Annotated in this window: 20 protein-coding genes; 11 read left to right on the plus strand and 9 right to left on the minus strand. The window is 65.9% G+C overall.

The features are described 5' to 3' along the window. Window positions 1-229 precede the first annotated feature (229 nt). The 5 genes from OG874_RS16725 (at window position 230) to OG874_RS16745 (ending at window position 4,683) form a co-directional block, all read left to right on the plus strand. The gene (locus OG874_RS16725; protein ID WP_330256057.1) at window positions 230-424 is read left to right on the plus strand and encodes a ferredoxin; all 195 of its coding nucleotides are present in this window, start codon (window positions 230-232) and stop codon (window positions 422-424) included. Continuing rightward, a complete protein-coding gene (locus OG874_RS16730; protein ID WP_330256058.1) occupies window positions 421-1,620 on the plus strand; it encodes an NAD(P)/FAD-dependent oxidoreductase in 1,200 nt (399 codons plus the stop codon). Before OG874_RS16725 ends, OG874_RS16730 begins: the two co-directional genes overlap by 4 nt. Further along, a complete protein-coding gene (locus OG874_RS16735) occupies window positions 1,617-2,855 on the plus strand; it encodes an NAD(P)-binding domain-containing protein (RefSeq protein WP_330256059.1) in 1,239 nt (412 codons plus the stop codon). The genes OG874_RS16730 and OG874_RS16735 overlap by 4 nt, the downstream gene beginning before the upstream one ends. Then, window positions 2,852-4,066, plus strand: a complete 1,215-nt coding sequence (locus tag OG874_RS16740; RefSeq protein WP_330256060.1) for a cytochrome P450 — start codon at window positions 2,852-2,854, stop codon at window positions 4,064-4,066. The genes OG874_RS16735 and OG874_RS16740 overlap by 4 nt, the downstream gene beginning before the upstream one ends. Before the next feature lie 161 nt (window positions 4,067-4,227). Further along, window positions 4,228-4,683, plus strand: a complete 456-nt coding sequence (locus OG874_RS16745) for an aldehyde dehydrogenase family protein (protein WP_330256061.1) — start codon at window positions 4,228-4,230, stop codon at window positions 4,681-4,683. Here the strand turns inward: OG874_RS16745 and OG874_RS16750 are convergent. Next, a complete protein-coding gene (locus OG874_RS16750; RefSeq protein ID WP_330256062.1) occupies window positions 4,672-5,892 on the minus strand; it encodes a DUF445 domain-containing protein in 1,221 nt (406 codons plus the stop codon). The genes OG874_RS16745 and OG874_RS16750 overlap by 12 nt on opposite strands. Before the next feature lie 321 nt (window positions 5,893-6,213). Here OG874_RS16750 and OG874_RS16755 point away from each other — a divergent pair, with 321 nt between their 5' ends. Then, window positions 6,214-6,744: a TetR/AcrR family transcriptional regulator gene (locus OG874_RS16755; protein ID WP_330257314.1), complete on the plus strand. Its 531-nt coding sequence runs from the start codon at window positions 6,214-6,216 to the stop codon at window positions 6,742-6,744. A gap of 4 nt (window positions 6,745-6,748) precedes the next feature. Here the strand turns inward: OG874_RS16755 and OG874_RS16760 are convergent, their stop codons facing one another. From OG874_RS16760 to OG874_RS16775, 4 genes are all read right to left on the minus strand, one after another. Further along, a complete protein-coding gene (locus tag OG874_RS16760; protein WP_330256063.1) occupies window positions 6,749-7,630 on the minus strand; it encodes an esterase/lipase family protein in 882 nt (293 codons plus the stop codon). Between the two features lie 50 nt (window positions 7,631-7,680). Further along, window positions 7,681-8,583, minus strand: a complete 903-nt coding sequence (locus tag OG874_RS16765; RefSeq protein ID WP_330256064.1) for an alpha/beta hydrolase — start codon at window positions 8,581-8,583, stop codon at window positions 7,681-7,683. A gap of 13 nt (window positions 8,584-8,596) precedes the next feature. Next, window positions 8,597-10,126, minus strand: a complete 1,530-nt coding sequence (locus OG874_RS16770) for an acyl-CoA synthetase (protein WP_330256065.1) — start codon at window positions 10,124-10,126, stop codon at window positions 8,597-8,599. Between the two features lie 132 nt (window positions 10,127-10,258). Then, window positions 10,259-10,888, minus strand: a complete 630-nt coding sequence (locus OG874_RS16775) for a TetR/AcrR family transcriptional regulator (RefSeq protein WP_330256066.1) — start codon at window positions 10,886-10,888, stop codon at window positions 10,259-10,261. A gap of 70 nt (window positions 10,889-10,958) precedes the next feature. Here OG874_RS16775 and OG874_RS16780 point away from each other — a divergent pair, with 70 nt between their 5' ends. Continuing rightward, window positions 10,959-12,017 (plus strand): LLM class F420-dependent oxidoreductase, encoded by a 1,059-nt coding sequence (locus OG874_RS16780; RefSeq protein ID WP_330256067.1) that lies wholly within the window; start codon window positions 10,959-10,961, stop codon window positions 12,015-12,017. On the opposite strand, the gene OG874_RS16785 is transcribed toward OG874_RS16780, so the two are convergent. The 3 genes from OG874_RS16785 to OG874_RS16795 all read right to left on the minus strand — a co-directional run bounded on the left by OG874_RS16785 (window position 11,993) and on the right by OG874_RS16795 (window position 15,386). Beyond that, entirely contained in the window at window positions 11,993-12,805 is an 813-nt protein-coding gene (locus OG874_RS16785; RefSeq protein ID WP_330256068.1) for a hypothetical protein, read from the minus strand. The genes OG874_RS16780 and OG874_RS16785 overlap by 25 nt on opposite strands. Window positions 12,806-12,958: 153 nt before the next feature. Further along, window positions 12,959-14,365, minus strand: coding sequence for a wax ester/triacylglycerol synthase domain-containing protein (locus OG874_RS16790; protein WP_330256069.1), 1,407 nt, complete (start codon window positions 14,363-14,365; stop codon window positions 12,959-12,961). Between the two features lie 4 nt (window positions 14,366-14,369). Then, window positions 14,370-15,386 carry an NAD(P)H-dependent glycerol-3-phosphate dehydrogenase gene (locus tag OG874_RS16795; RefSeq protein WP_442943353.1) on the minus strand — a complete coding sequence of 339 codons (1,017 nt, stop codon included), beginning with the start codon at window positions 15,384-15,386 and terminating at the stop codon, window positions 14,370-14,372. Between the two features lie 156 nt (window positions 15,387-15,542). On the opposite strand from OG874_RS16795, the gene OG874_RS16800 reads away from it, so the two are divergent. From OG874_RS16800 to OG874_RS16815, 4 genes are all read left to right on the plus strand, one after another. Then, on the plus strand, window positions 15,543-17,036 hold the full coding sequence (locus tag OG874_RS16800) for an HAD-IB family hydrolase (RefSeq protein WP_330256071.1): 1,494 nt from the start codon (window positions 15,543-15,545) through the stop codon (window positions 17,034-17,036). Between the two features lies 1 nt (window position 17,037). Continuing rightward, window positions 17,038-18,978 (plus strand): lysophospholipid acyltransferase, encoded by a 1,941-nt coding sequence (locus OG874_RS16805; protein ID WP_330256072.1) that lies wholly within the window; start codon window positions 17,038-17,040, stop codon window positions 18,976-18,978. A gap of 185 nt (window positions 18,979-19,163) precedes the next feature. Continuing rightward, a complete protein-coding gene (locus OG874_RS16810; protein ID WP_330256073.1) occupies window positions 19,164-20,375 on the plus strand; it encodes an acetyl-CoA C-acetyltransferase in 1,212 nt (403 codons plus the stop codon). Between the two features lie 19 nt (window positions 20,376-20,394). After that, window positions 20,395-22,557 (plus strand): 3-hydroxyacyl-CoA dehydrogenase NAD-binding domain-containing protein, encoded by a 2,163-nt coding sequence (locus OG874_RS16815; protein ID WP_330256074.1) that lies wholly within the window; start codon window positions 20,395-20,397, stop codon window positions 22,555-22,557. Window positions 22,558-22,611: 54 nt separating this feature from the next. Here OG874_RS16815 and OG874_RS16820 read toward each other — a convergent pair whose 3' ends face one another. Then, window positions 22,612-26,049, minus strand: a complete 3,438-nt coding sequence (locus tag OG874_RS16820) for a protein kinase domain-containing protein (protein WP_330256075.1) — start codon at window positions 26,047-26,049, stop codon at window positions 22,612-22,614. Window positions 26,050-26,080 lie beyond the last annotated feature (31 nt).

A 26,080-nucleotide genomic window follows, 5' to 3' on the forward strand; every position in this document is an offset into this window, starting at 1 on the left:
CTACAGCGTGGCGTCGTTCCGGGTCCCGCGTCCGGGTGACGCCTGGTCCGGCCTGCCCGCAGAACGGTCTTCGGCCCGCTCTCGAGGGCGCTCGACGCCTCTCGGGCACCGAGTCGCAACCCTGAGTGAACACCGTTAATTAATTGTTGCAAATAGTTTGGGCGCCGCTTTTGCGCCCGTGTCACGAGTCCCAACCTGCCCTCGAAAGGGCATCACCGGAGGTATTGCTGTGAAGATTGATATCGATTTCGACAAGTGCTGCGGCGCCGGCCAGTGTGTGCTGGTCGCCCCCGACGTCTTCGACCAGCGCGACGAGGACGGCATCGTCGTCCTGCTGGAGGAGAACCCGGCCGCGGAACAGTACGAGAATGTGCGCCAAGCCGCCGCGGTCTGCCCGGCCGCCGCGATCAGGGTGGAGGAATGAGCGCCCCGTCACGGATCGCCGTCGTGGGCGCGTCGGCAGCCGGCCTGAGCGTCGTGGAGGGAGTGCGGCGCGCGGGCTACGCCGGGCGGCTGACCCTCATCGGCGAGGAACAGCATCTCCCTTACGACCGGCCGCCGCTGTCCAAGCAGCTGCTGGCCGGCGAGTGGGACACCGAGCGCCTACTACTGCGCGCCCCCGAGGCCATCACGACACTTGACCTGGATCTGCGACTCGGCAGCGCGGCCGTCGCCCTGGATACCCGCGCCGGCGAGATCAGCCTGGCCGACGGCAGCCGGGTCGGCTACGACGCCCTGGTGGTGGCCACGGGCACCCGGGCCCGCCGCCTGCGCGGTACCGAGGGGGTGGCCGGAGTGCACGTTCTGCGCACCCTGGAGGACGCTCTCGCCCTGCGCGAGGACCTGGCCGCGAGGCCGCACCTGCTGGTGGTCGGTGGTGGGTTCGTCGGCGCCGAGGCCGCCGCCGTGGCCCGCGGCCTGGGCTGTGAGGTCACCCTCGTCACCGACACCGCCCAGCCCATGAGCGACGCCCTCGGGGACGACCTGGGGGCCATGCTCCGCGCTGTCCACGTCGAGCACGGCGTACGCATCGAGTCCGGTGTCCTGGTCGACCAGGTTCTTACCGCCGACTGGCAGGCCACCGGGGTCCGTCTCGCCGACGGCCGCACCATCGCCGCCGACGCGGTGCTGGTCGGCATCGGTGCTCAACCGAATGTGGAGTGGCTCACCGGCAGTGGCGTCCCGGTCGGCAACGGGGTGGAGTGCGACGCCACCCTCTACGCCGGTTCCGGGGTGTGGGCGGCCGGCGACGTCGCCTCCTGGCCGCACCCGCACACCGGCGAGCCGAGGCGGATCGAGCACCGCACGAACGCCGCCGAGCAGGGTTTGGCTGTCGCCCGCAACATCCTCGCCGGGCCGGAACATGCGACCCCCTTCGACTCGGTGCCGTACGTCTGGTCCGACCAGTACGACCTGAAGGTCCAGATCTACGGCCGGACTCGGGGCGCCGACCAGGTGCGGATCGTCGAGGGCAGCCTCGAAGATCGCAAGCTCGTCGCGCTCTACGGCAAGGGCGGCCGAGTATGCGGCGTTGCCGGCGTGAACCTTCCGCGCGCGACCCGTACCTACCGGAACGCGGTCGCCGAAGCAGTCCCTTTCGAAGAAGCGAGTGTGGCATGACGAACCAAATGAACCTCCGGGCCGGTGTAATCGGTCTGGGCATGATCGGCGGCGGGGTAGCCGTCAGCCTGGCCCGCCGCGGCCGCGTCCCGGCAGTTTACGACGTCCGCCCGGACGCCTCGGCGAATCTGTCCGGTGTCCCCGATCCGCTGGGCTCCCCTGCGGAGGTGGCCAAGGAAAGCGACGTGGTGATGGTCGCGGTCGTCAACGCAGACCAGGCCCGCGAGGTCATCGGCGGCGAGAACGGATTGCTGTCCGCCGCCCACCCGGCGCTGACGATCGTCCTGCAGGCCACCGTCGCGCTGCCGGTCGTGCACGAGCTGGCCGCCCTGTGCGCCGCCAGCGGCGTCGGCTTCCTGGACTGCGGGGTGACTCCCGGCGACAAGGCGGCCGAGAACGCTATGGTCGCCATCGTCGGTGGCGACCGGGCCACCGTGGACGCGGCACGGCCGGTGCTGGACGATTGGGCCAAAAAGGTCGTACATTGTGGCCCGCTCGGTGCCGGCATGGCCACCAAGATCGCCCGCAATGTCATCACCTACGGCAGTTGGCGCACCGTCGCCGAGGCGGGCGCCCTGGCCCGCGCCGCGGGCGTGGACACCGCGCGGCTCGCCGAGGTCATCGACACCGCCGACCCCGAGGGCCGCACCCTGCTCCAGCTGCTGCGCTCGCAGGACCCCGAAGGGAACCTGCCCGAAGCGATGGGCCGCAAGATCGAGCCGCTGATGACCAAGGACCTGGCTGCCGCCCGCGATCTGGCCGCCACCCTCGGTGTCGAAGTTCCGCTGGTCGAGGTCGCCCACACCCGGGCCCAGCAGACTCTGCAGCTGGACCAGGAGACCGCCCCCGCCAAGCCGGACGACCTGCACCAGTTCGGCCTTCAGATGATGGACCAGGTCTACGGTCCCGGCTTTAGCGCGGGCGTCCAAGGGAGCAGCGACCCGTTCCTGGACCAGACCATCGACTACCTCTTCGCCCAGGTCTGGGCCCGTCCCGGCCTGTCGGTTCGGGACCGCAGGCTGCTCACCCTCGGCGTCGCCGCCACCGTCGGCCGCGCCGAACTCATCCAGATAATCGCCGGCGGCGGCCTGGTCAACAGCGAGCTGACCCCCGACCAGCTGCGTGAGGCCGCTCTCCACCTCGCCACATACACCGGCTGGTGCAAAGCCACCGCGACCCACGCCGGCATCACCGCCGCCATCGATGCCCACACCGACCCGAAGGAGCAGAAATGACCGAGAACCTCATCGACCAGCCCGTCACCCGTGACCCCGGCAACCCCCTCGACCCGCCCGCGGAGTACACCCAGCTGCGCGAGAATCAGCCGGTCGTCAACGTACGCTTTCCCAACGGCCTGACCGGCTGGATGGTCACCCGGTTCGAGGAAGGCAGCGCGGTCTTCACCGATCCCCGCCTGACCGCGCTGCGCCCCCGGCACGACACTCCTGAAGGCGAGGTCTCCGAGCCCGGCGAGGACTCTCCGTTCGACGCCGGATTCGTACACATGGACGAGCCCGACCACGGCGCCTATCGGCGGCTGCTGACCGCCCGATTCACTCCCAAGGCAGTCCAGGCCAAGCTCCAGCCTTATATCGACAAGATCGTCGATGAGCACCTGGACGCGATCGCCGAGGGACCCGAGACCTTCGACTTCGTCGAGGCCATGTCGCTGCCCATCCCGTGCTTGGTGATCTGCGAGCTGCTCGGCGTTCCCTACGCGGATCGCGACGGCTTCCACGAAGCCACCGTGGATCTGATGGACATGGGCAAGCCCCGTGAGGTGCGCGACAAGGGCGCCCACTGGCTGATCGACTACATCACCGGGCTGGTTGCCGACAAGCGCCGCACCGGCTCCACCGACGGCATCCTCGCCGAGCTGATCAACAAGGCCGAGGGCGAGGACGCGATGCTGACCGAACGACAGCTCATCGGCTTGGGAGTGCTGCTGCTGTTCGCCGGGCACGACACCACGGCCGCCATGATGGGCCTGTCCACGCTGACCCTGCTCACCCACGACCAGCAGCGCAAAGACCTCATCGAGCACCCGGAGAAGATCGGCAACACGGTCGAGGAGCTGATGCGCTACCTCACCATCGTCCAGTTCGGCCTCGGCCGGGTGGCCACCGAAGACCTCGAGATCGGTGGCGCTCAGATCAAGAAGGGCGACCTGGTCGTGGTTGCCATGAACGCCGCCAACCGCGACCCGCGCGCCTTCCAGGACCCCGACACCCTCGACATCGACCGCAAGATGGCCCGCCACATGGGCTTCGGCTACGGCGTCCACGCCTGCCTCGGCCAGAACGTCGCCCGTGCCGAGCTGAAGACCGTCCTGCCCAAACTCTTCCAGCGCTTCCCGAACCTGCGCCTGGCCACCCCGCTCGAAGAAGTCCCGATGGACTTCACCGGCACCAACTATGGCGTTCGCAAACTCATGGTTACCCGCTGACCCTGGGTGTTGCGCCGACGCGACACCCCTGGTGCCACTGCGGCTTCGGCCTTATCGCCGCTGTGGCACCAGGGACGATGGCATCGTGTTCCAGCGCTTTCGATCCGGCTCAGCCGGCGGGTCAGACTGATCGCCTGCGATTACCGCGGCCGATCCTGCATGTGGACGAGCCGAGCGCGACGAGCCACGGAAACCTGGCAGTGCTGGAAGAGGAGATCTTCGGGCCCATCGGGCCCGTCGAATCGGCGCAGGCGGCAGTCGACTACATCAGTGCCGGGGACAAGCCGCTGGCGATGTATATATTCGACGCGTCCGCAGCCACGCGGGAACTGTTCGTGAACCGGACTTCGGCAGGCGATGTCGGCGTGGACGTCACCTTCCTCCAGGCGGGCGTCCCCAGCCTTCCGTTCGGTGGTGTCGGCGGCAGCGGCATGGGCGCCTATCACAGTGAATACTCCGTCAGCGCGTTCAGTCATCGCAAACCGGTGCTGCGCAAGCCGCTCTTCGTCTTCGACGCCCTGAGATTCGTCCAGCCGCCCTGCACTCCGATCAAACGGCGCATCGCCGCGATGACGGCCAGCGGGAATTCGAAATACACACGGCCATCAGGTCAGTAAGAGGTGCAGTTGTACTTCGCCGATCACTAGGCCCAGGACGGCTCCGGCGGTGATCAGTTTCCATTCGTCTTGTTTGAATGCGGGGCGTAGTAGACCTTCGAATTCCGCGTCGGTCATGAGTTTCATCTTGTCCGCCAGGAACTCCGGCAGGTTCATGGCCGCTGTGGCGTAGTCGGCGAATTCGTCGGTGCGTTCGAGCATTCGGCGCACCGCGGTGTCGGCGGCGATGCGCTTGAGTTCGGAGTAGCGGGTGCCGAGGGCGATCTGCATGAGGGTTTTGGCCGGACCGGCTTGCGCGTCGATCGCATCCTGGATCTCGTGGTCCAGCATCGACAAGAAGCGGTCCGAATTCGGGCCGGTGATGAGCTCTTCGAGGACATTGGCCGGGGTGAGGAGTTCCTCGGCGATCAGCCTGGTGTAGTCCCTGGTCACCTCGTCGCGGCGTTTGATGAACAGGCCCTGCCAGGTGAATATGCCGAGGTAGCGCGTGGGACGGACCGGGCGGAAGATCATCTGCAAGGCCAGCCAGTCGGTGGTGAAACCGGTGACAGCGCCGAACGACGGCATGATCAGCGGTGAATGAGTGGCGGCCCAGGCGCCCGCCTGCACGATGCCGAGAACGAAGCCGAACGGGATGCCCACCCGGACGATGAATCGCATCTCATTGCTTCCGATCGTCCGAATCATCTTGACCAGCAACGTTTTATCTCTGATCAGCGCCTTGATGGCGAGCATCCGGATGTCCAGCACGACATCGACATTGGCGCGCAGGTCCGCGATATAGGTGTCGAGCATCCCGGGCACCGCGGCCTCGACCCGCCCGATCACCCGGTTCTGCACGACCTCTGGCAGCGCCTGCCACAGGGTCGGCTGCAGTGCGTTCATCAATTCCCGGGTGACCTCGGCGACCATCGTGTGCATCGGATCGGCGAGGCGCTTCATCAGATCGTCCAGGTCGATGCGCTCGATGATTTCCTGTGGGTCGAGCAGCTTACCGAGCATCAGGTCCACCGAGGCCGCGCCCATCCGGGCGGCGTTTCGCGGAATGACGCCCTGCCAGCCGAGATACGGTGGGATGCCGAGGAATTCGATCGGGCGGAACATCATTTCCACCGCCACGAGTTTGGTGACGTAGCCGATCAAGGCGGCCACCAGCGGCATCATCGCGTAGACGGTCCAATTGTCCGCGATATCCTGCACTATCGGCACTGGGTGAACATCCGATCTCTTCGCGCGGTCGAATTCGTAGCGCGCTCGCCGCACGTCATCGGGGGACGGCCGACCATGCATACGCCGCCACGAGTTGTTACTCGCCGATTACTATGTGCGGCACATCTGCTTGTCGCTCACGATTTTAGCAGGTAGAGGCTGCGCTACGGGCCGTTGATCGGCTATGATTCCCTAATTAGTCAATTGCCACTAACATCGATGTAACTGTCGCGCACACCCGGAGGTCGGACCATCAGCGAGCAGACAACCGCCGAGACCGAGCCACCGACTCGCGTCCGAGACCCCGCGCGCAAGGACCGAATCCTCAACGCGGCGGCGGACCTGGTCGCCCGCAAGGGTTTTCATGCCGTGTCGATGTCGGATATCGGCGGCGCGGCGGGGATCACCGGGTCCGGCATCTACCGCCACTTCGGCAGCAAGTCCGCGGTGTTGGTCGCGCTGTTCGACCATGCGATCGACAATCTGCTGCGCGATGAGCACCGGATCGTGGAGTCGGAGCAGGATCTGAAGCTGGCGCTCAATCGCCTGATCGACGGCCAAGTCGAGTTCGTGGTGGCCGATCGCGAACTGGCGCAGGTCTACCACAACGAGATCAACAATCTACCCGAGGACGACAGCCGCAGGCTCCGGCGCAAGCAGCGAATGTACATCGAGGAATGGGTGCATCTGCTCGACGAATTGCGCGACGATCTCACCGACGCGGACGCGCGGGCGGTCGTGCATGCCGCGATCGGCGCGATCCAGTCGACGCTGTTCCACAACACCGGTCTGCCCGAGGAGCGGTTGCGTCAGCTGCTCGCGCAGGCGGCCCGGGATGTGCTCGGAGTGTGATCGCCTACGACGGACTCTGGTGGACGAACGGCAATACCGGACGGCATTCGGGGGCGTTCGCGTGACCAGGGTCCAAGGCGTTGCGAATCAGGCGTTGCACGTTCTCGTCGTAGGAGAGTTCGTTGTGGTCGGCCAGGTCGGCCGGGCAGAGATCTTGGATGACCAGGTTTGTCACGTTCGGCGCCGCGGGCAGTCGTGACTCGGCCACCTCGACCACCATATCCATTCGTGAGCTGATAGTCAGATAGTTCACCTCCGGTCGGATCATTCCGCCGGACGCCGTCTCCGTCACGAAGTCCGAGCCTGCTGTGCCATCCGCCACCGCGGGAACCATGGAGTCGACCGCATCGCGCAGCGCCGGATTCACCGCGATCGCGTTCAGCAGGCCATAGGCGCTGAGCCCGTTGGGAAATGGCGCGAGCCCGATCATGGTGGCGACCTTGTCGGCGCCGCCGAGCCGGTTGATGAAGTACAGCGAGACCAATCCGCCTTCCGAATGGCCAACCAGATCCACCTTGTCCGCTCCGGTTGCCGCACGCACCTTGTCGACGAATTCGGCGACTTCCCGTGCGGATCCACGCAATTCGCCCGTCTGGTGCAGACCGCCGGTATTCCCGTAGTCGAGTCCGAAGACGCAGTATCCCTCACTCCTGAGCTGCGGGGCGAGCAGCGACCAGTTGGCGTAGGTGCTCTCGAATGCCCCGTTCACGAGCACCACCGGGTTCGGGTGCGCTGTCGCGGGTGTGCACGAAAAGTCGTTCAGCCCTAATGGAATGACCGAGGGAAACATAAGCGAGTAGGCCATGGCCGCCGACCAATTGCCCTGGACCGGTGCGGGCTCGGCCTCCGCTGGCGAAGAGAACATCAGCGTCGCAAGTGCGCCCAATGCCAGCGCCTTCGAAATCCGTTGTCTCGCAGGGCAGCCGATCCGGACGCTCACCGCTCGACGCGGGCGGCCGCGCGATGGGCCGGTGTGACCGCGCGACCGAGCCAGTCCAGTAGATCCGATACGACATCCGCACGGTTGGTCTCGTTGAACAGCTCGTGTCGTGCGTCGGGATAGTTATGGAATGTGAGGTCTTCGATGCCCGCGTCGCGCAGCCGCTGGAGGAGAACGTTGACCAAGAGCATGTCCGCGTTCACCGGATCCTTCGAGCCGACCGCGATATAGATCGGCAGGTTCGAGCGAATCTTCGCCACTTCCTCGGCATCACCGAGCCGTCGTGCGGCAGCGAACATCTCCCTGGTCGAGGCGCGGTCGACCCCGAAGCCGCACAGGGGATCCACGAGATACGCGTCGACGATCGCCTCGTCGCGTGTCAACCAGTCGAAATCGGTGCGCGCGGGCACGAACGGCGCATTGAACATCGCCAAGTCCAGGTCCTGCTCCAAATCGAGCGCGGGCTCCAGCATGTCGAGCGCGGCGGTTCCGGTCATCGCGACAGCGTCGACGCGTCCGCTGTTGTCGAGCAGGAACTGCTGGGTCGCGAACGAACCCATGCTGTGTGCGACCAAAACGAGCGGAATATCCGGATGGTCGGCCCGGACCTTGTCGACCACGGCACCGATATCGGCGACCAGCGCGGACCAACCGCCGGGCCCGAGGTCGCCGCGCTCGGTCCCGGAGACTACCGAGGCGCCGTGCCCGCGATGGTCATACGCGAAGACGACAAATCCGGCTCCGGCCAGTGCCTCGGCCGTCTCCGCATAGCGCAGGGCATGCTCACCCATACCGTGGATCAGCACGATCGCGCCGATCGCCCGGCCTTGCGGATCCCATCGGTACCCGGCAAGCCCGAGGTCGTCGCTGACGGGACAGGTGAACTGTTGGTAAGACATTCGACATCCTCGACTAGAGATACTGGGCGCGGAGCTTGGCCTTTTGCAGCTTGCCGGTAGGTGTTCTCGGCAGCTCGGTCACGAAGTCGATGCTGCGCGGCACCTTGAAATGCGCGATGCGGTCGCGCACGAATCCGATCAGTTCGGCCTCGAGTTCGGGGCCCTGGGCGACGCCGGGGGCAGGCTGTACGACACCTTTCACCTGCTCGCCGAACTCCGGATCGGGGACGCCGATCACCGCGATGTCGAATACCTTGGGGTGCAACGTGAGTACGTTCTCGATCTCTTGTGGATAGATGTTCACACCACCGGAGATGATCATGAACGCCTTGCGGTCGGTCAGGTAGAGGTAGCCGTTGTCGTCGACCCGCCCGATATCACCGCTGGTGGTCCAGTTCGGATGTTCGGGATGCTGCGCAGACTTCGTCTTCTCCGGATCGTTGTGATATGTGAAGGGCAGGGTTTCGCGTTCGAAATAGATCGTGCCCACCTCCCCCACCGGAACCTCTTTGCCGTCGTCGTCGCAGATGTGCAGAATGCCCATGCCCGCCTTGCCGACCGAGCCCGGCTTGTTCAGCCATTGCGGGGAATCGATGAGCGTGATCCCCATCCCCTCGGTGCTGGCGTAGTACTCGTGCAGGATCGGGCCCCACCAGTCGATCATCGCCTGCTTGACCTCGATCGGACACGGTGCTGCCGCGTGAATGGCGACACGCAGGCTGGTGAGGTCGAAGCGATTGCGGTCCGTATCGGGGAGTTTCAGCATCCGGACGAACATCGTCGGCACCCATTGACTGTGCGTGACACGGTACTGCTCGATGGCCCGCAGCGCCGCGACCGGATCGAAGCGGGGCAGGACGACGACGGTGCCGCCGAGCGCGTGCACCCAGCCGCCGAACCGGAACGGTGCGGCATGGTAAAGCGGTGCGGGACAGAGGTATACGGTCTGCTCGTCGAATCCGTACATCTTGCCGAAGACCGCGACGTACGGATCGCCCGGCTCGCCGAGGCGACGCTCGGGCAGCGGCTGTTTGATCGCCTTCGGCAGTCCGGTGGTTCCGGACGAGTACAGCATGTCGCCGCCCACCCGGTCGTCCGGCACCGGAATCGCCTCGGTCGCAGCCAATTCCGTCTCGAAGTCGGCGTGGCCGGGCACCGCGCCGTTGAATGCCAGCCGCCCCTCCACCTTGGGCGTCAGGTCGACAATCACCTCCGCCGCCACGGACTTCTCGGCGGAGACCAGCAAAACCCGTGCGCCACAATCGTTCACGATGTAGGCGATCTCGTCCGGGTTGAGATTGTGGTTGATCGCGGTGACATAGAGGCCGCTGCGCTGGGCGGCCCAGTAGGCCTCGTAGTAGCGCGGACTGTTCTCCGAGAGCAGGGCGAAGTTGTCGCCGCGGCGCAGCCCCCGGTCATAGAGCAGGCGGGCCAGCCTGGTCGATCGGTCCTCCAGCTCGGCGAAGGTCAGCGTCTCGCCGGTATCCGACATGATCACCGCAGGTCGATCGGGTGTCCGCTCAACGTATGCGCCCGGATACATGGGGGCCTCCTCACGAGCCATCCGGCGCTCACATCGTCGATGCGCCGTAATTAGAGCGTGCCCCAGATCACACCTGGAGTCAACCCTGACTGTCGCTCAAGTCAGAGTTGACTGCCGAAGCCCGCGCGGGAGTCACTCGGCCAGCAATGCGCGTGCCATCTCGCGCCATTGGGCCAGGTGCGGATCCCGGCCCGGCCGACGTGGATCGAAGCCGTAGGCCAGCGAAGCGCCGCGCATACTGGACATCAGAATGTCGACGGTTTGCCGATAGCGCGGCCGCGCCGCCAGTACCGGGCCGAACATGGCATCGACCGTTTCGCGGATCGCGCTCTGCAGATTACGCTCCGCGGGCCGTAGCGCATCGCGCAATGCCGCGTTGTGCCGCGCCGCCACCCACAGTTCGATGGACGCCCAGAAGAAGGGCTGATGGTAGTTCGTCCACATATGTGCGATGGCCTCGTCGACGCGCGCCGGATCATCATCGGCCGCGGCGATCCTCGCTCCGACCTCCTCGCGCAATTCCGCGACCCGGCTGGCGGCCAGATGTTGCACGGCCCCCACGAGCAGCTCGTCACGGGACGGGAAGTGATGCAGCAGGCGGCCGCGCGAGATCCCCGCCAACTCCTGAATCCGCAGCGTCGAGGCCCCGGCGTAGCCGAATTCGACGAGACATTGCACTGCGGCGTCGAGAATCTGCTGACGGCTGGCCCGGGTGCGCTGCTCCTGCTGTTGCAGATAGCTCTCGGCTCGACTGGCGGTCATGCCTTGATAGTACGACCCGACACAGAGGTACAGTCAGAGCTGACGGTCATGGCAGTGGGAGGTTGTTGCGATGCAGGTGGACGCGAATATCGGCGGATCGATCGATGGCACGGGTGGCGGCGATCTGGCCGTCATCGACGATCAGGTCGGATTCGCCGATCGCCTGGGCTACGACGGCGTCTGGTCGACCGAGGTGGGCCGGGACCCCTTCCTGCCACTGCTCGCCGCCGCCCAGCGATCCTCGCGGCTCCAGTTGGGCACAGCCGTCGCCGTAGCCTTCGCGCGCAACCCCATGACCACGGCCACGGTGGCCAACGACCTGCACGCCTTCAGTTCCGGGCGATTCATCCTCGGCCTCGGCTCCCAGATCGAGGCCCATATCGTCCGCCGGTTCAGCATGCCGTGGTCGGCGCCCGCGGACCGGATGCGCGAATTCATCTCGGCGCTGCGCGCCATCTGGCGCAGCTGGCAGCTCGACGAGAAACTCGACTTTCGCGGCGACTTCTATCAGCACACGCTGATGACGCCGATGTTCCGTCCCGAGCCGAATCCGTGGGGCTCGCCGCCGGTCCTGCTCGCCGCGGTCGGGCCGAAGATGACCCGGGTCGCCGCCGAGGTCGCCGACGGTCTGATCCTGCACGGCTTCACGACCGAGCGATACCTGCGCGAGGCGACGATTCCGCTGATCGAATCGGGACTGAATCAATCGGAGCGCGCCCGCGGCGACTTCACCGTCAGCTACCCCGGATTACTCGTTACCGGTGCGACCGATCAGGCATTCGAGCAAGCGATGACCGCGGTGCGCAAGCAGATCGCCTTCTACGGAGCCACTCCCGCCTACCGCCCCGTGCTGGAACTGCACGGGTGGGGTGATCTGCATACCGAACTGCATCGCCTGTCCAAAGCCGGTGCGTGGTCCACGATGACGACACTGATCGACGACACCGTCCTGAACACCTTCGCCGTGGTCGGCGAGCCCGGCGTGATCGGCACCGAGATCATGCGCCGATTCGCCGACATTGTCGACCGATTCACGCTCTACACGCCCTACCCGCTGGACGAGTCGGTGCGGCGCACGATCATCGACGACCTGCACGATCCGGCTCATACACCGACACCGTCGCGCTGACCGGCCACCACCACCGGCTCGGATCGACCTCGGCCGATCACAACCGGAATGCATTGTGCGGCAGTGTGAATCAGGACCAACGCAGCGAAGATGCTGAGAACTGAGGCGAGCGCGACGAGTGCCGACGAGTGCCGCTCCAGGTGCAGTGCGATGATCACGGGCGCACCGGCGCCGAAGTTGGCCATGAAGAACGTGCAGGGAAAGAGTAGAAACAGCCCGAGTAGGTGGCGGGGCCGCGTCGCCCGGTCGCGCAGTATCGCCGCCACGACCGCGAAACAGACCACCTGCGCCGCCTCCAGTACGCCGATGACCAGCGGGTACTGGAAGATCCGGAACGCATGCGGACCCCAGTATTCGTAGGCGCCACCGTTGATGCCGACCATCTCGAACACCGATGACATGGCCAACTCGATACCCGCGAAGGCATACAGACCACGGGCTGTCAGTGTGCCGCGTCCGATTGCCCGCGCGATATATATCGCGGCGCTCGCGTACAGCACCGCGTAGCCGCTGTGTGTCCAAATCGGCTGTGGCACACCGAATGCCGTGAAATGGGTGAACATGCCGTCGGTCGAGTAGAAGTACAGACTCATTCCGGCGTCGTAGAGCGGCTCGGCGAACGCGGCCACCATCGAAGCAAGCACCATCAGCACGTAGAACGGTGTCCGCTCCCGCAGCCCCATCCGGACTGCGAGCGCGAGCAAGACCAGGGTGAGCCCCCAGCTGCCGTAGGTCAGGATGGCTTGCATCGTGAGGTTCAGGGGATGATCGATCGGCTGTGTCGGCATTGGACGCTCCATCCGAAGTGCTTGTCCATCAAGGTGGTTCAGTCGGTGAACTCCGTGCGATCGAACCTATGGCGTCGGTCATAGCCGCACGCTATCCCTGAGGAGGACATCCATCATCCAGACGAGGGATCCTCGGCTCCCGAGGCTGCCGCGTCAATCCGCCAGCGCGAGCACCTCATCGAAGCCCTCGCGCAGACACCTCGCGAACGCGGTGATATCGGATATCGCATCCGGATCGAGATTCACTCCGACACAACAGGTTCCCTCGTAGGACACCATCGTCACCATGGCAGCGACGCCCGGGCGTGGACCGATCGGGTAGACGTGGGAGACCCGAGTTCCGGCGAGATAGAGCGTGCGGTCGATCCCGCCCATATTGGATGCCTGCAGGTCCGATCCGCCGGTCATATCGCCGGCGATCTCGGTGAGCACCGGACCGGGCAGGCGGCTCAGGATCGGCGCGATGAGGTCGAGGAATCCGATCGCGGGTTCGGCGCGCGCCTCGGCGATGACGCCGTGTATCTTCCTGATCCGCACCCGCGGATCGGGCTCACCCACCGGCGCGGAGAACCGCGCACCGGCGAATCGGTTGCCGCCCAATGGATCATGATCGGTGCGCAGACTGACGGGTATCGCCATGGGAATGTGCTCGACCACAACGCCGACATGCTCGTGATAGCGCCGGACCGCACCGAGTAGCGCCGCCAGGAAGGCATCGTTCACCGATCCTGCGGCGGACTTACCGGCCGCCTTGAGCGCATCGAGCGGCACCGTGTGGGTAAGGATTCGGTAACCCGTTCCGCCGTCGCGCAATACCGGCGAGCGCCCGGCCTCCGGTGGCGTCAGGACGCGGCGCAAAGAGTTCCCGAACCGCATGGCCCCCGTTGTCGTACCGATCGGATCGGCGACGAGGCGACCGACGGCATCGGCGGAGCGCCGCAGCAATTCGCCTGGAGCGGTGACCAACTGCATACTCAGCCGATTGACGAGCAGTCCGGTGGGTGACTCGCGGCGACGCGGAGTCGGCATCGATGTGCTGTCGAACTCCTGTGGTTGCGGGCCGTGGCCGTGTGTGAGATTCAGCAATTGGAGCATGCCGAGACCGTCGCAAAGGCTGTGGTGCAGCTTGAGCAGGTAGGCGGCCCGGCCGTGCGCCAGACCACCCACCAGCACCGCCTCCCAGGGCGGCCGACTCGGATCGAGCGGCCGCGCCGCGAAGGTCGCCGCCAGTTCGTACAGCTCGTCGAGAGCGCCCGTACGGGGTGCGCGCACATGCTGCAAGTGGTATTCGAGATCGAAATCCGGATCCTCGGACCACGCGGGCGATACCAGCGGCACCAGCGGTTCCACGACGCGTTCGCGCAAGCGCGGAATCCGCCGGGTCAGCCGCCTGTGCGCGAGAACCATTCGCTCCCAGTCGGGTTCGGCATCGAGAAACTCGATCACCACACCCGCCGATCGGGTGCGCTGGTCGCCCTCGGCGCGCCACATGAGCGCCTCCCAAGCACTCAAATCGGGTGGCCCACCCCAGGAGGACAGGGCATCGTTTGCTGTGGGCATGGAATTACCAGCCTTTCCCGTTCAATTCGTGACCGGGTGCGGCTCGCAGCAGCCCCCGGTAGGCCACCGCGGCCGCCGCGCCGTGGTTGATGACCGCGTCGACCTCGCGAGCGATCGGCATCTCGACTCCGGCGCGCTCGGCCAGACCGCGCACCACCCCGGCGGCCCGCACGCCCTCGGCAACCCGCGACATCCCCGCGAGCACCTCCTCGATCGTCCGACCGCGCCCGAGCGCCTCGCCGACCCGGCGGTTGCGGCTGACGGGGCTGATGCACGTAACGATGAGATCGCCGTTGCCAGCGAGGCCGCCGAAGGTCGCTGGATCGCCGCCGAGCGCCTCGCCCAATCTGCTCATCTCGCGCAGCGCGCGCGTGATCACCATCGCCTTCGTATTGCAACCGGCGCCCGCCCCGTCGCCCATGCCCGCCGCGATGGCGAAGACGTTCTTCAGCGCGCCGCACAGTTCCACGCCGACCACATCGGTACTCGAGTAGATGCGATAGCGGGACGTGCGGAACAACTCGGCCAGCCTCGCCGCCGATGCCTGGTCGGGCATGGCGATGGTCGCCGCCGCCGAATACCCTGCGAGGATTTCACAGGCGATATTGGGACCGGCGAGCACTCCGGCCGGATGGCCGGGCAGCAGTTCGCCGACGATCTCGGTCATCCGCAACTCGGTCCCCTCTTCGAGACCCTTGACCAGGCTGACGATCGGCACCCACGGCCGCACGAACGGCGCCGCCGACTCGACGGCCCGCCGAAACCCGTGCGAGGGCACACCGATCACGATCGCGTCCGCATCGGTGACGGCCTCCGCGAGCGAGGACGTCGCGCGCAGATCCGGCGGCAACGCGGTATCGCCGACATATCGGCTGTTGCGCGAGTGCGTGTTGACCTCGGCGGCCACTTCGGCCGAGCGGGCCCACAATATCGTCGGCGCACTCCTTGCCACGATCGCCGCGACGGCGGTCCCCCATGAGCCCGCGCCGAGGACGGCGACCCTGGGCTGTCTGTGCATCATCACCACACCTTCCCGGCCTGCGCTCGCTCAAACTATAGGATCAGATTGTTGGATATCCAACAGTATGTGACCAAAGTTTCGTGTTATCGTTTTCCCAGTACATGACCTGCATCGGCGCGGGGCTTTTCGTTCACTTGGTGGAGACAAGGAGTCACCATGGCCTCGGTCGATGACGTCGTCGCAAGCATCAGATCCGGCCCGTCCGGCCCGAAGGTCGCAGCGATCTTCGATTTCGACGGCACCCTGATAGACGGCTACTCCGCGCAGGCGCTGTATGCCCATCGGGCCAAGAATTTCGAGATCGGACCCGAGGAACTCGTCCGTACATTCCTTGCCGCACTGAGGGGTCCGCTCGACGAGGTGGGCTTCACCGACCTCATCGAGCGCGGTGTGCACGGCTGGGCGGGCCGGACCGAGCAGGAGTTGCGCGAGCTCGGTGAGCGACTCTTCGCCGAAGAGATCGGCGGGACGCTGTTCCACGATGCGTGGCGTCTGGTGCGTGCGCATCAGAATCACGGCCACACCGTGGTGATCGCCTCCTCGGCCACCCGGCTGCAAATCGCGCCGATGGCGGACGCGCTCGGGATCGAGTACGTCCTGTGCACGGAACTCGAAACCACCGAAGGTGTTGTGACCGGCCGGATCTCGGGTCGGCCGCTCTGGGGTGGCGGCAAATCCGCCGCGGTGTGGACATTCGCGCAACGGCACGACATCGATCTCGACGCCAGCTACGCATACGCGAACGGTGACGAGGATGTGCCGTTCCTGTCGATTGTCGGGCAGCCGCATGCCGTCAACCCCCAGTCGGGCCTGGCCCGGCACGCGGCCGAACAGGGGTGGCCACACATCGCTTTCGCAACCAAACCGGGCATGCTCGACCCGCTGCCGGCCCTGCGCACCGCGGCAATGTACGGCAGCCTTTTCGCCACCGCCGGTGCGGGTTTCGTCGCAGGCTTGCTCACCAACAACCGCCGCAACGGGATGGACCTGGCCACTACCCTTTTCGGCGATATCGGCGGTTGGCTCGGCGACATCAATGTCGTGGTGCGCGGCGAGGTGCACCTGCGATCACATCGACCGGCCGTATTCTTCGTCAACCACCAGAGCACCCTGATCGACGCCCTGGTCACGGCACGACTGCTCCGTCGCGGATACACGATGGTCATGAAGGCCGAGGTGCGCGATATGCCAGTCATCGGGCAGATATTCGATCTCGCCGGTGTCGCGTTCGTGGATCGCGCCAGCACCGCCGAGGCTATCGCCGCCTTGCAACCGGCGGTGGAAAAGCTGCGTTCGGGCACCTCGATCGCGATCGCGCCGGAAGGCACCCGATCGATGACACCGCAGGTCGGACCGTTCAAAAAGGGCGGGTTCCGGCTGGCCGTCGACGCGGGTGTCCCGATCGTGCCGATCGTGATCCGCAATGCCGGGGAGATCATGTGGCGCAACGCCGTGACCGCCCAGTCCGGCACCATCGAAGTGGTTGTCCACCAACCGGTTCCGACCACCGGGTGGACGCGATCCGATATCGATGAGTGGCTGCCCAGAACGCGACAGCTGTATGTCGACACCCTCGACGACTGGCCAGGTACCCATGCTGGGCACCAGTGGTCCAAAGCGATCGCCAACGCGACGGAAGCGGAGGCATGACATGGGCCGCTTGACTGCCGTCATCACGAACAGCGGGCTGGCCCTGCGGCGGCTCACGGTAGTGGGCCGGCGCGCGGTACCGACCGGTGAAGCCACGTTGTCCCGCCCGACCGACCTGCCGGAAACCGTAGCCCTCCTCAATTCGACCGCATTCTCCAGCGCGACAACACAATTAGCGGCACAACTCGGCCGCGACACCGCGCCCGTCCGGGCCGAGGCCGCCGGATACGTGCGCGAGATGGCCGCCACCCACCATCCGTCCGTCGTGCGAGCCTGGCACCGCATTGCCGCCTGGCTCGTCCGCGGCTACGACATCATCACCAATGAGGAGGAATTGGCCGAGCTGCGCAAACTGGACCGCAAGCACACGCTGATCTTCCTGGTATCGCATCGGTCCTACCTCGACGAGTTCGCTCTGCCGCCGAGCCTGGTCAAGGCGGGCATCTCTCCCTGCTTCGGCATGGCGGGCGCCAATCTCGATTTCTTCCCGTTGGGCACATTGGCCCGGCGCAACGGAATCGTCCATGTCCGAAGAGCTTCCGGAGATATGCCGGTCTACCGGCTCGCGCTGCGCGCGATGGTCGGCCGGATGGTCGCCGATGGGAATAACCTGGTGTGGTCCATCGAAGGCGGACGCACCCGCACCGGCAAACTTCGCCCGCCGCGCTACGGACTGTTGCGCTACGTCATCGACGCGGTCGACTCGGTCTGCGCGGAAGATGCCCTCATCGTTCCGGTGTCGATCATGTACGACCAGCTGCCACTGCACGAGGTCGAACTGATGGCATCCGAATCGCGCGGCTCGCACAAGCAACCGGAGAATCTGCGGTGGCTGGTCGGTTACGCGCGCGGGCTGGAGAACCGGCTCGGGCGGATCTATCTGGACTTCGGCACCCCGGTCCCGGTGTACGAGCGATTGCTCGCGCTGCGCGCCGAGGGGCTGGACGACCGGCAGGTGGTCGAGCGCATCGCACTCGACACCTGCCACCGGATCAATCGAACAACACCCGTATCGGCCACTGCCGCGGTCTGTGTCGCACTGTTGGGTGCAGACCGCGGTCTCACGCTCTGCGAGGTCTGCGCGACAGTAGCGCCACTCGCGGACTATCTGTCGGTGCGCGGATGGCCGGTGGCGGGCGCCACCGATCTCACCGATCGGGCGACCGTCGCACGGACGCTGCAAGACCTGGTTCGCTCCGGCGTGCTGACCCGTTATGACGGCGGACCGGACACGGTCTGGGCCATCGGCGACAACCAGCACCTGATCGCGGCCGTATACCGCAACAGCGCGGTGCATGTGCTGCTGGTCCGGGCGATCACCGAGCTCGCGCTGCTCGCCATCATCCGGACCCCGAACGGCGATATCCGCACCGCGTGGCAGGAGGCGTTGGCGCTGCGCGAGCTGTTGAAGTTCGACTTCTTCTTCGCGGGCCGTGCGGAATTCGCCGAGGAATTGTGGGACGAGGTCGCGATCATGGCGGGCAGCAAGGACCGGCCCGCAGCGGTGTCCAGATCCGACGCGACGGCATGGCTCGCCGACAGCGCACCCCTGGTGGCGCATCTCGTACTGCGTCCGTACATCGACGCCTACCGAGTGGTCGCCGAGGGATTGGTGAGCCTGGACGTCGACGACGCGTTCGACGAAGGCCACTTTCTGGACTCCTGCCTTCGACTGGCCGGGCAATGGCAGTTGCAGCGGCGCATCGCCAGTGCGGAATCGGTATCGCGGGAGATGTTCGGCACGGCGCTGAAGATGGCGCGGCATCGCGGCCTGGTCCCGGACGACCCCGGCGGTACCGATATCGCGCCGCGGCGCAGAGAACTCGTCGGTCAGCTCGATCTGATGCAGCGGTCCATCGAGATCCTCGCGGCCGGAATATCGCCGCCGGTCCAGCCCGATTCCTACGCCGGAAATGGGGCTGCGAACTCGGCGCTGGCGTGAGTTCGACCACCTACAGTCAGTCTTGACTGTAGGTGTCTCGTTGGGATACCTTCGGTTGACCACACAAGAAATGTGGCTACCGATCACCTGCCCGGACCGGACCGTTCGACGTCCACACATCCGGGCCGTACCGCGGCCGACGCATGCACGTCAGATCCGTCCGCGGGCTTCAACGAGGAGAGCCCATGCCGAATCAGGCAATCGTGTACGAGGCGATTCGCACGCCCCGAGGCAAGGGGAAGAACGGTTCGCTGCGCAGCGTGAAACCGATCGACCTCGTGATCGGCTTGATCGGCGAACTGAAGGTCCGCTTCCCCGAACTGGATCCCGCCTACATCGACGATGTCGTCCTCGGCGTCGTGACCCCGGTGGGTGATCAGGGCGGCAATGTCGCCAAGGCGGCGGCCCTGGCGGCCGGACTGCCGAATACCGTTGCGGGCGTTCAGGTCAACCGGTACTGCGCCTCGGGTCTCGAGGCGACGAACCTCGCCGCCCAGAAGGTCCGTTCCGGATTCGAATCCCTGGTGCTCGCCGGCGGCGTCGAATCCATGTCGCGCGTCCCGATCAGCACCGACGGCGGACCTCTGTTCAACGATCCGGCCACCGGTTACGACCTCCATTTCGTACCGCAGGGCATCGGCGCCGATCTCATCGCGACGATCGAGGGGTTCACCCGCGAGGATGTCGACGCCTACGCGGTGCGCTCCCAGCAACGCGCCGAATCCGCCTGGTCCGGTGGCTACTTCGCCAAATCGGTGGTGCCGGTCAAAGACTTCAACGGCATCACCGTGCTCGACCACGACGAACACCGCCGCCCCGGCACCACCGTCGAATCGCTCGCCGCACTGAAGCCGTCGTTTGCCGCACTCGGGGCCAAGAGTGGATTCGATGCCGTTGCGCTGCAGAAGTATCCGTTCATCGAACGCATCGAACATGTCCATCACGGCGGCAACAGTTCGGGCATCGTGGACGGTGCCGCGCTGGTGCTCATCGGAAATGCAGAGGCGGGCAAGCGATTCGGCCTGACACCGCGGGCGCGGATCGTGGCGACCGCGGTATCGGGCGCCGACCCGACGATCATGCTGACCGGACCGCGACCGGCCACCGAAAAGGTGCTCGGTGTCGCGGGGCTGACCCTGGACGACATCGACCTGTTCGAACTGAACGAGGCCTTCGCCTCGGTGGTGCTGAAGTTCCAGAAGGACCTGAAGATTCCGGACGAGAAGCTGAACGTCAACGGCGGGGCCATCGCCATGGGCCATCCCCTGGGTGCGACCGGGGCGATGCTCGTAGGCACCGTAATCGACGAACTCGAACGACGCGGGGAACGGCGCGGACTGGTGACGCTGTGTGTCGGCGGCGGCATCGGCATCGCAACCATCATCGAACGGCTTTGAGCGGAAACGGGATTCAACGATGAACCAGATAAGCACCATCCGTTGGCGGCGCGATGACGACGATATCGTCGTGCTCACTCTCGACGACCCGACGGCATCGGCGAACACCATGAACGGCGCGTTCCAGCAGTCACTGGCCTCGACGCTGGATCGCCTGGAGGCGGAGCGCGAATCCATCAAGGGCGTCGTGCTCGTCTCGGCGAAGAAGACGTTCTTCGCGGGCGGCAACCTGGCCGACCTGATCGCCGCGACGCCAGCCGACGCACAACACTTCAGCGACTTCTGCGATGACATGAAGCGGCAACTGCGCAGGCTCGAGACGCTCGGCTGTCCGGTCGTGGCGGCCATCAACGGCGCGGCCCTCGGCGGCGGTCTGGAGATCGCGCTGGCCACCCATCACCGCATCGCCACAGCCACCGGCGTGGTTGTGGGGCTGCCAGAGGTCGGTCTCGGACTGCTGCCCGGCGTCGGCGGGATCGTGCGGACGGTGCGGCTGCTCGGCGTCCGGTCCGCACTGGACAATGTGCTGCTGTCGGGCACCCGGTTCAAGCCACGAAAGGCATTGGAAATCGGCCTGATTCATGAGATCGTGCCGAGCGTCGAGGATCTGATGCCCGCGGCCAAGGCATGGATCGAGGCCAACCCCAGCGCCATGCAACCGTGGGATGTCAAGGGATACACCATTCCCGGCGGTAGTCCGGCCGATCCCGAATTGGCCACCGCGCTACCGGCATTGGCGGCGAATCTGCGGCGACGACTCAAGGGCGCTCCCCTGCCCGCCCCGCGCGCCATCCTCGCCGCGGCGGTCGAGGGCGCGCAGGTCGATGTCGAGGCGGCGTCGGTGATCGAGACCCGCTACTTCATCCCGCTGGTCACCGGCCAGATATCGAAGAACATGATCCAGTCGGCGTTCTTCGATATCCAGACCGTCAAAGGCGGGGCGAGCAGGCCTGCGGGCGTTCCAAAGTTCGCGGCCACGAAGGTCGGCATTCTCGGTGCCGGAATGATGGGTGCGGCGCTCGCGTATGTGTGCGCGAGCGCCGGACTCCAAGTGGTTCTCAAGGATGTCACGCTCGATAATGCCCTGCGCGGCAAGGGATATGCCGAGGGGCTGGAAGCCAAGGCGGTCGCGCGGGGATCGACCACCGAGGCGGCGTCGAAGGAACTGCTCGACCGGATCCTGCCGACCGCGGCCCCTGCGGATTTCGCGGGCGTCGACTTCGTGATCGAGGCCGTATTCGAGAGCGTCGAGCTCAAACAGGCTGTGTTCCAAGAGATTCAGCACATTGTCCGGCCGGACGCCGTGCTCGGCTCGAACACCTCGACACTGCCGATCACCACCCTCGCTGAGGGTGTCGAGCGGCAGGAGGACTTCATCGGCGTGCACTTCTTCTCCCCTGTCGACAAGATGCCGCTGGTCGAGATCATCACCGGAAAGTGCACGTCTCGCGAGACGTTGGCGAAGGTGTTCGATTTCGCCCAGCAGATCGGCAAGGTTCCGATTGTCGTCGGCGACAGCCGCGGCTTCTTCACCAGCCGGGTGATCATGACCTTCCTGGATGAGGCCGTCGCCGCCGTGGGCGAAGGCATCGATCCGGCAGTGATCGAACAGGCCGGTGCACAGGCCGGGTATCCCGCGCCGCCATTGCAGCTCATGGATGAGCTGACCTTGACGCTGCCGCGCAAGATCCGAGACGAGAAGCGGGCGGCGATCGAGGCCGAGGGCGGGTCGTGGACCCCGCACGGGTCGGAAGCGGTGGTGGACACCATGATCGACGCCTACGAGCGTAGCGGCCGCTCGACGGGCGGCGGTTTCTACGACTACGACGAATCCGGCAAACGCCTCGGCCTGTGGACCGGGTTGCGCGATGCATTCCGATCGGCGGCCACCATCCCGTTCCAGGACCTCCAGGAACGCATGCTGTTCGCGGAGGCCATCGAAACCGTGCGCTGTTTCGACGAAGGTGTGCTCACCTCGGTCGCGGAGGCGAATATAGGTTCGCTGTACGGCATCGGCTTCCCCACCTGGACCGGTGGTGTGCTGCAGTACATCAACGGTTACGACGGCGGGCTGCCCGGCTTCGTGCGGCGCGCACACGAGTTGGCAGCGCGGTACGGTGAGCGGTTCGCTCCCCCGGATTCCTTGGTGGCCAAGGCTTCTCGGGGCGAATCATATTGTTGACCGCGCCCGTCACAATGGCGCCCGTCACAATGGCGCCCGTCATAATGGCGCCCGTCATAATGGCGTGAGCACCTCGGTGAGGAATGCCTCCGGCAACGTGTCCACGCGTCCGGAGGCTTCGTCCTCCGCGAGGGCCCGCAATACTGTGCGCACTGCTGGATCGCCGTACCGCAGCAGACCGGTGAGTCCCTGTTCGGCACACTGCCGTGCCACCGGGAGCAGCAGCTGTCCGGCTTGCTCGAGCTCGCCGAGTTCCGCGGTGCACACGACCAGGAGCAGGCGCGCTTGCAACAGCGCCCGAGGACGTCCCTGCGGCGTGATGCGGTCGACGAGCCGCTGTGCCCGGGTGCGAGCCTCGGTGATCGACTCTCGCGCCAGCAGTTCCCGGATCGCCGAAGCTTCCTCGAGCTCCGCGGTGCCGAGCAGGATGCCGTCGGCGGCGGCGTCCGGATCGAGCGGCGCGCGGTATCGCGAATGGTCCGCTGCCGGTACGACAATCCCCACCCGGATGCTTTCGTTCCTGATCCGGGCGCCGAGGCGCGGCAACGATAGTGTGGTCGCGATCCGCCACCCGTCGGTCAATCGCTGCCGGGCGGTTTCGAGATCACCGCGCAGCGCCTTGATTCGTGCGCCCGTGCCGTAGGTGGCGAGCATCGAATCCACGATTCCGCCCTCACGGCCCAGTTCGTACCCCTCGTCGAGCAGCCGCTCGGCCGCATCGATATCACCCTTGTCCAACAGCAGCGCACCGAGCAGTGCGCTCGCGATCCGCGCGGCATGCGAACGCGAGCCGCCGGTCTGCATGGCAACCCGCAGCGCAGTACGGAAACTGGCCTCCGCCGTGGCGATATCGAGTTCTTCGTTGGCGGCGATACCGTCGAAACAGTGGCCGTACATGACGCTGAAGGGACCGGTCGTCTGCCGGTGATAGGCGGCCGCCCATACCTGCCATCGGTGGGCCGCGGCGAAGTCGAATCGGTAGATCGCGGCGAAGGTCGCCATATCGGCGGCCGTGGTGACCACCCAGGGGTGCAGCCGCTCGGGCCGGGCCAGGCAATCCGAGATCAGCTCGGCCACGCCGTCGATGCGATCGGCGGTGACCCGAGCGGCCGCTTCGACCACGGCGGCCTCCGTCGCGAGGTCGTCGGCGGTCCCGCCCTGGTCGTGTTCGAGCAACGAATGCACCTGCACCAGGGCGGCTTTCGCTGCCTCCGGATGCTGCAGCAGCAGATTCGCCCACGCCGTGGTGATCTGCAGTCGCAGGCTCGACCGCACCGCCTCCGGCGGCAGCTTCGCGATGAGCGCGAGCAACGTCGACATCTGCGACTGCTCCAGCAATTGCGTGCCGTCGCTCTCGATCAGCGCAACGGCCGTGGCCGAATCGCCCGCCGCCAATGCGTGATCGACGGCCTCACGCAGGAAATGGTGGTCGCCGAACCACCGGGACGCTGCGCGATGCAGATCGGGGATCCACTCCGAGTGGTCCCGTTCCAGGCGCCTGCGCAGAAAGTCCGCGAACAGGTGGTGATAGCGGAACCATTCCCGGTCGGCGTCGACTCGCCTCAGGAACAGGTCACGGGACTCGACCTCGTCCAACCGAGCCGTCCCGTCGGGTATGCCCGACAGAGCCGATGCGAGATCGCCACAGAGCCGATGCGTGATCGAGGTCCGCAGCACGAATTCGAGCAGCCTGGGCTCCAGGCCGTCCAACACATTCTCGGCGAGGAAGTCGCCGATCGAATGGTGCCGTCCGGACATGTGGCCGATCAGGACGCTGGGATCCTCGGCGCCGCGCAGCGACAGTGAGGCCAGTTGCAGCGCGGCGACCCAACCGTCGGTCGATTCGGTCAGATCAGCGATATCGGCTGGCTCGAGTGCCAGCCCGCCGACGCCGGCGAAAAACGAGTTCGCCTCGGCGAGGTTGAAGCGCAACGCATTCGAGTCGATCTCCACCAGTTCGTCGTAGACGCGCATCTTGCTCAGCGGCAAGCCCGTATGGGTACGGCTGGTGACGATCACCTGCAGATGGTGGCAGCCATGATCGAGCAGGTAGCCCAGCGCGGCCACGGTGGGCGCGTGGGTGACCCGGTGCCAGTCATCGATGACGACGGCGACACGTTCGCCGCCCGTGTGGATATCGTTGATGAGCGAGGTGAGCACATAGGGCTCCGCTTCGTCGCCGTGCAATTCGAGCAGCTGCCCCAGTTCCGCGGCGAGCGTCGGCAAAACCTGGCGCACGGCCTCGATGAGGTGCGCGAGGAACCACACCACATTGTTGTCGTCGTGGTCCACACTGAGCCACGCGACGTGGACACCGTCCGCCGTCAGAATGTCGCGCCACTGCGCGGCCAGCGTGCTCTTGCCGAATCCGGCGGGGGCGTGGATCACGATCAGTCGCCGCCGCTGTCCCGCCCGCAGCACCTCGATCAGCCGGTCCCGCATGACCAGCGGGCGGGTCGGCGTCGGTGGGCGGAACTTCGTCGACGCCGTGGGCGGGGTGTTGATCGCGGCCGCCATCTTGCTCGGATGCCAGCTCGACGTCGAGATCTCGCCCGCGCTCGGTTCGGAATTGTCCACTGCGCCTGCCGATTCCGTCGGCAGTGCCATCTGATCGATCGGAAGACCATGGCGTCGTTGGATTTCCATCAGCTCACGCCCGAATGCCGCCGCCGACGCGTAGCGGTCGGCGGGATCCTCCGACATCGCACGCTCGATCGCGGTGCAGACATCATCGGGGATCTCCTGCGCGCGCAGATTCGGAATCGGTTCGGAAGTGATGCGCAGGAACTGGGAGACCACCTTCTCCCCGGCTCGGCGTTCGAACGCGGCGTGGCCGGTGATCAAACAGAACAGCGTCGCGCCGAGGCTGTAGATATCCGATGCGGCGGTCGGCGGATGGCCCTTGAGCACCTCCGGCGCGGTGAAGGCCGGTGAGCCGGTGATGACACCGGTCGTCGTGACGAATCCACCGGAGACATGAGCGATACCGAAATCGGTGAGCTCGGGCTCACCGTATTCGCTCAGTAATATGTTGCCCGGCTTGACATCTCGGTGCAGCACCCCGCCGCGATGGGCCGATTCGAGCGCTCCGGCCATCTTCACCGCGACCCGCACCGCACCGCTCCACAGCAGTGGCCCGTCGCGTTGGATGGTGTCTTGCAACGATTTTCGGGTATGGAAGGGCATGACGATGTAGGGCCGACCGGCCGAGATCACGCCGCTGAACAGGATACTGACGATATTCGGGTGCCCGGAAAGCTTGCCCATCGCGCGCTGCTCACGTAGGAACCGCTCCATATTCTCCGGATCGAGGTCCGAGGTCAGCACCTTGACCGCGACTATCCGATCCAGTGCGGGCTGCTCGCAGCGGTACACGACCCCGAAGCCGCCATGGCCGATCTCGGCGGCACTCTCGAAGCCTGCCAATTTCAGGTCCGACGCAATGCTTATGGTGAGATCACCCTGCGTCCGCAGCGAATCGAAGCTCACCATCGACGGGCCCTATCTCCCGACCTAGCATCTA

The sequence above is a fragment of the Nocardia sp. NBC_00565 genome (genome assembly GCF_036345915.1).
GTDB lineage: Bacteria > Actinomycetota > Actinomycetes > Mycobacteriales > Mycobacteriaceae > Nocardia.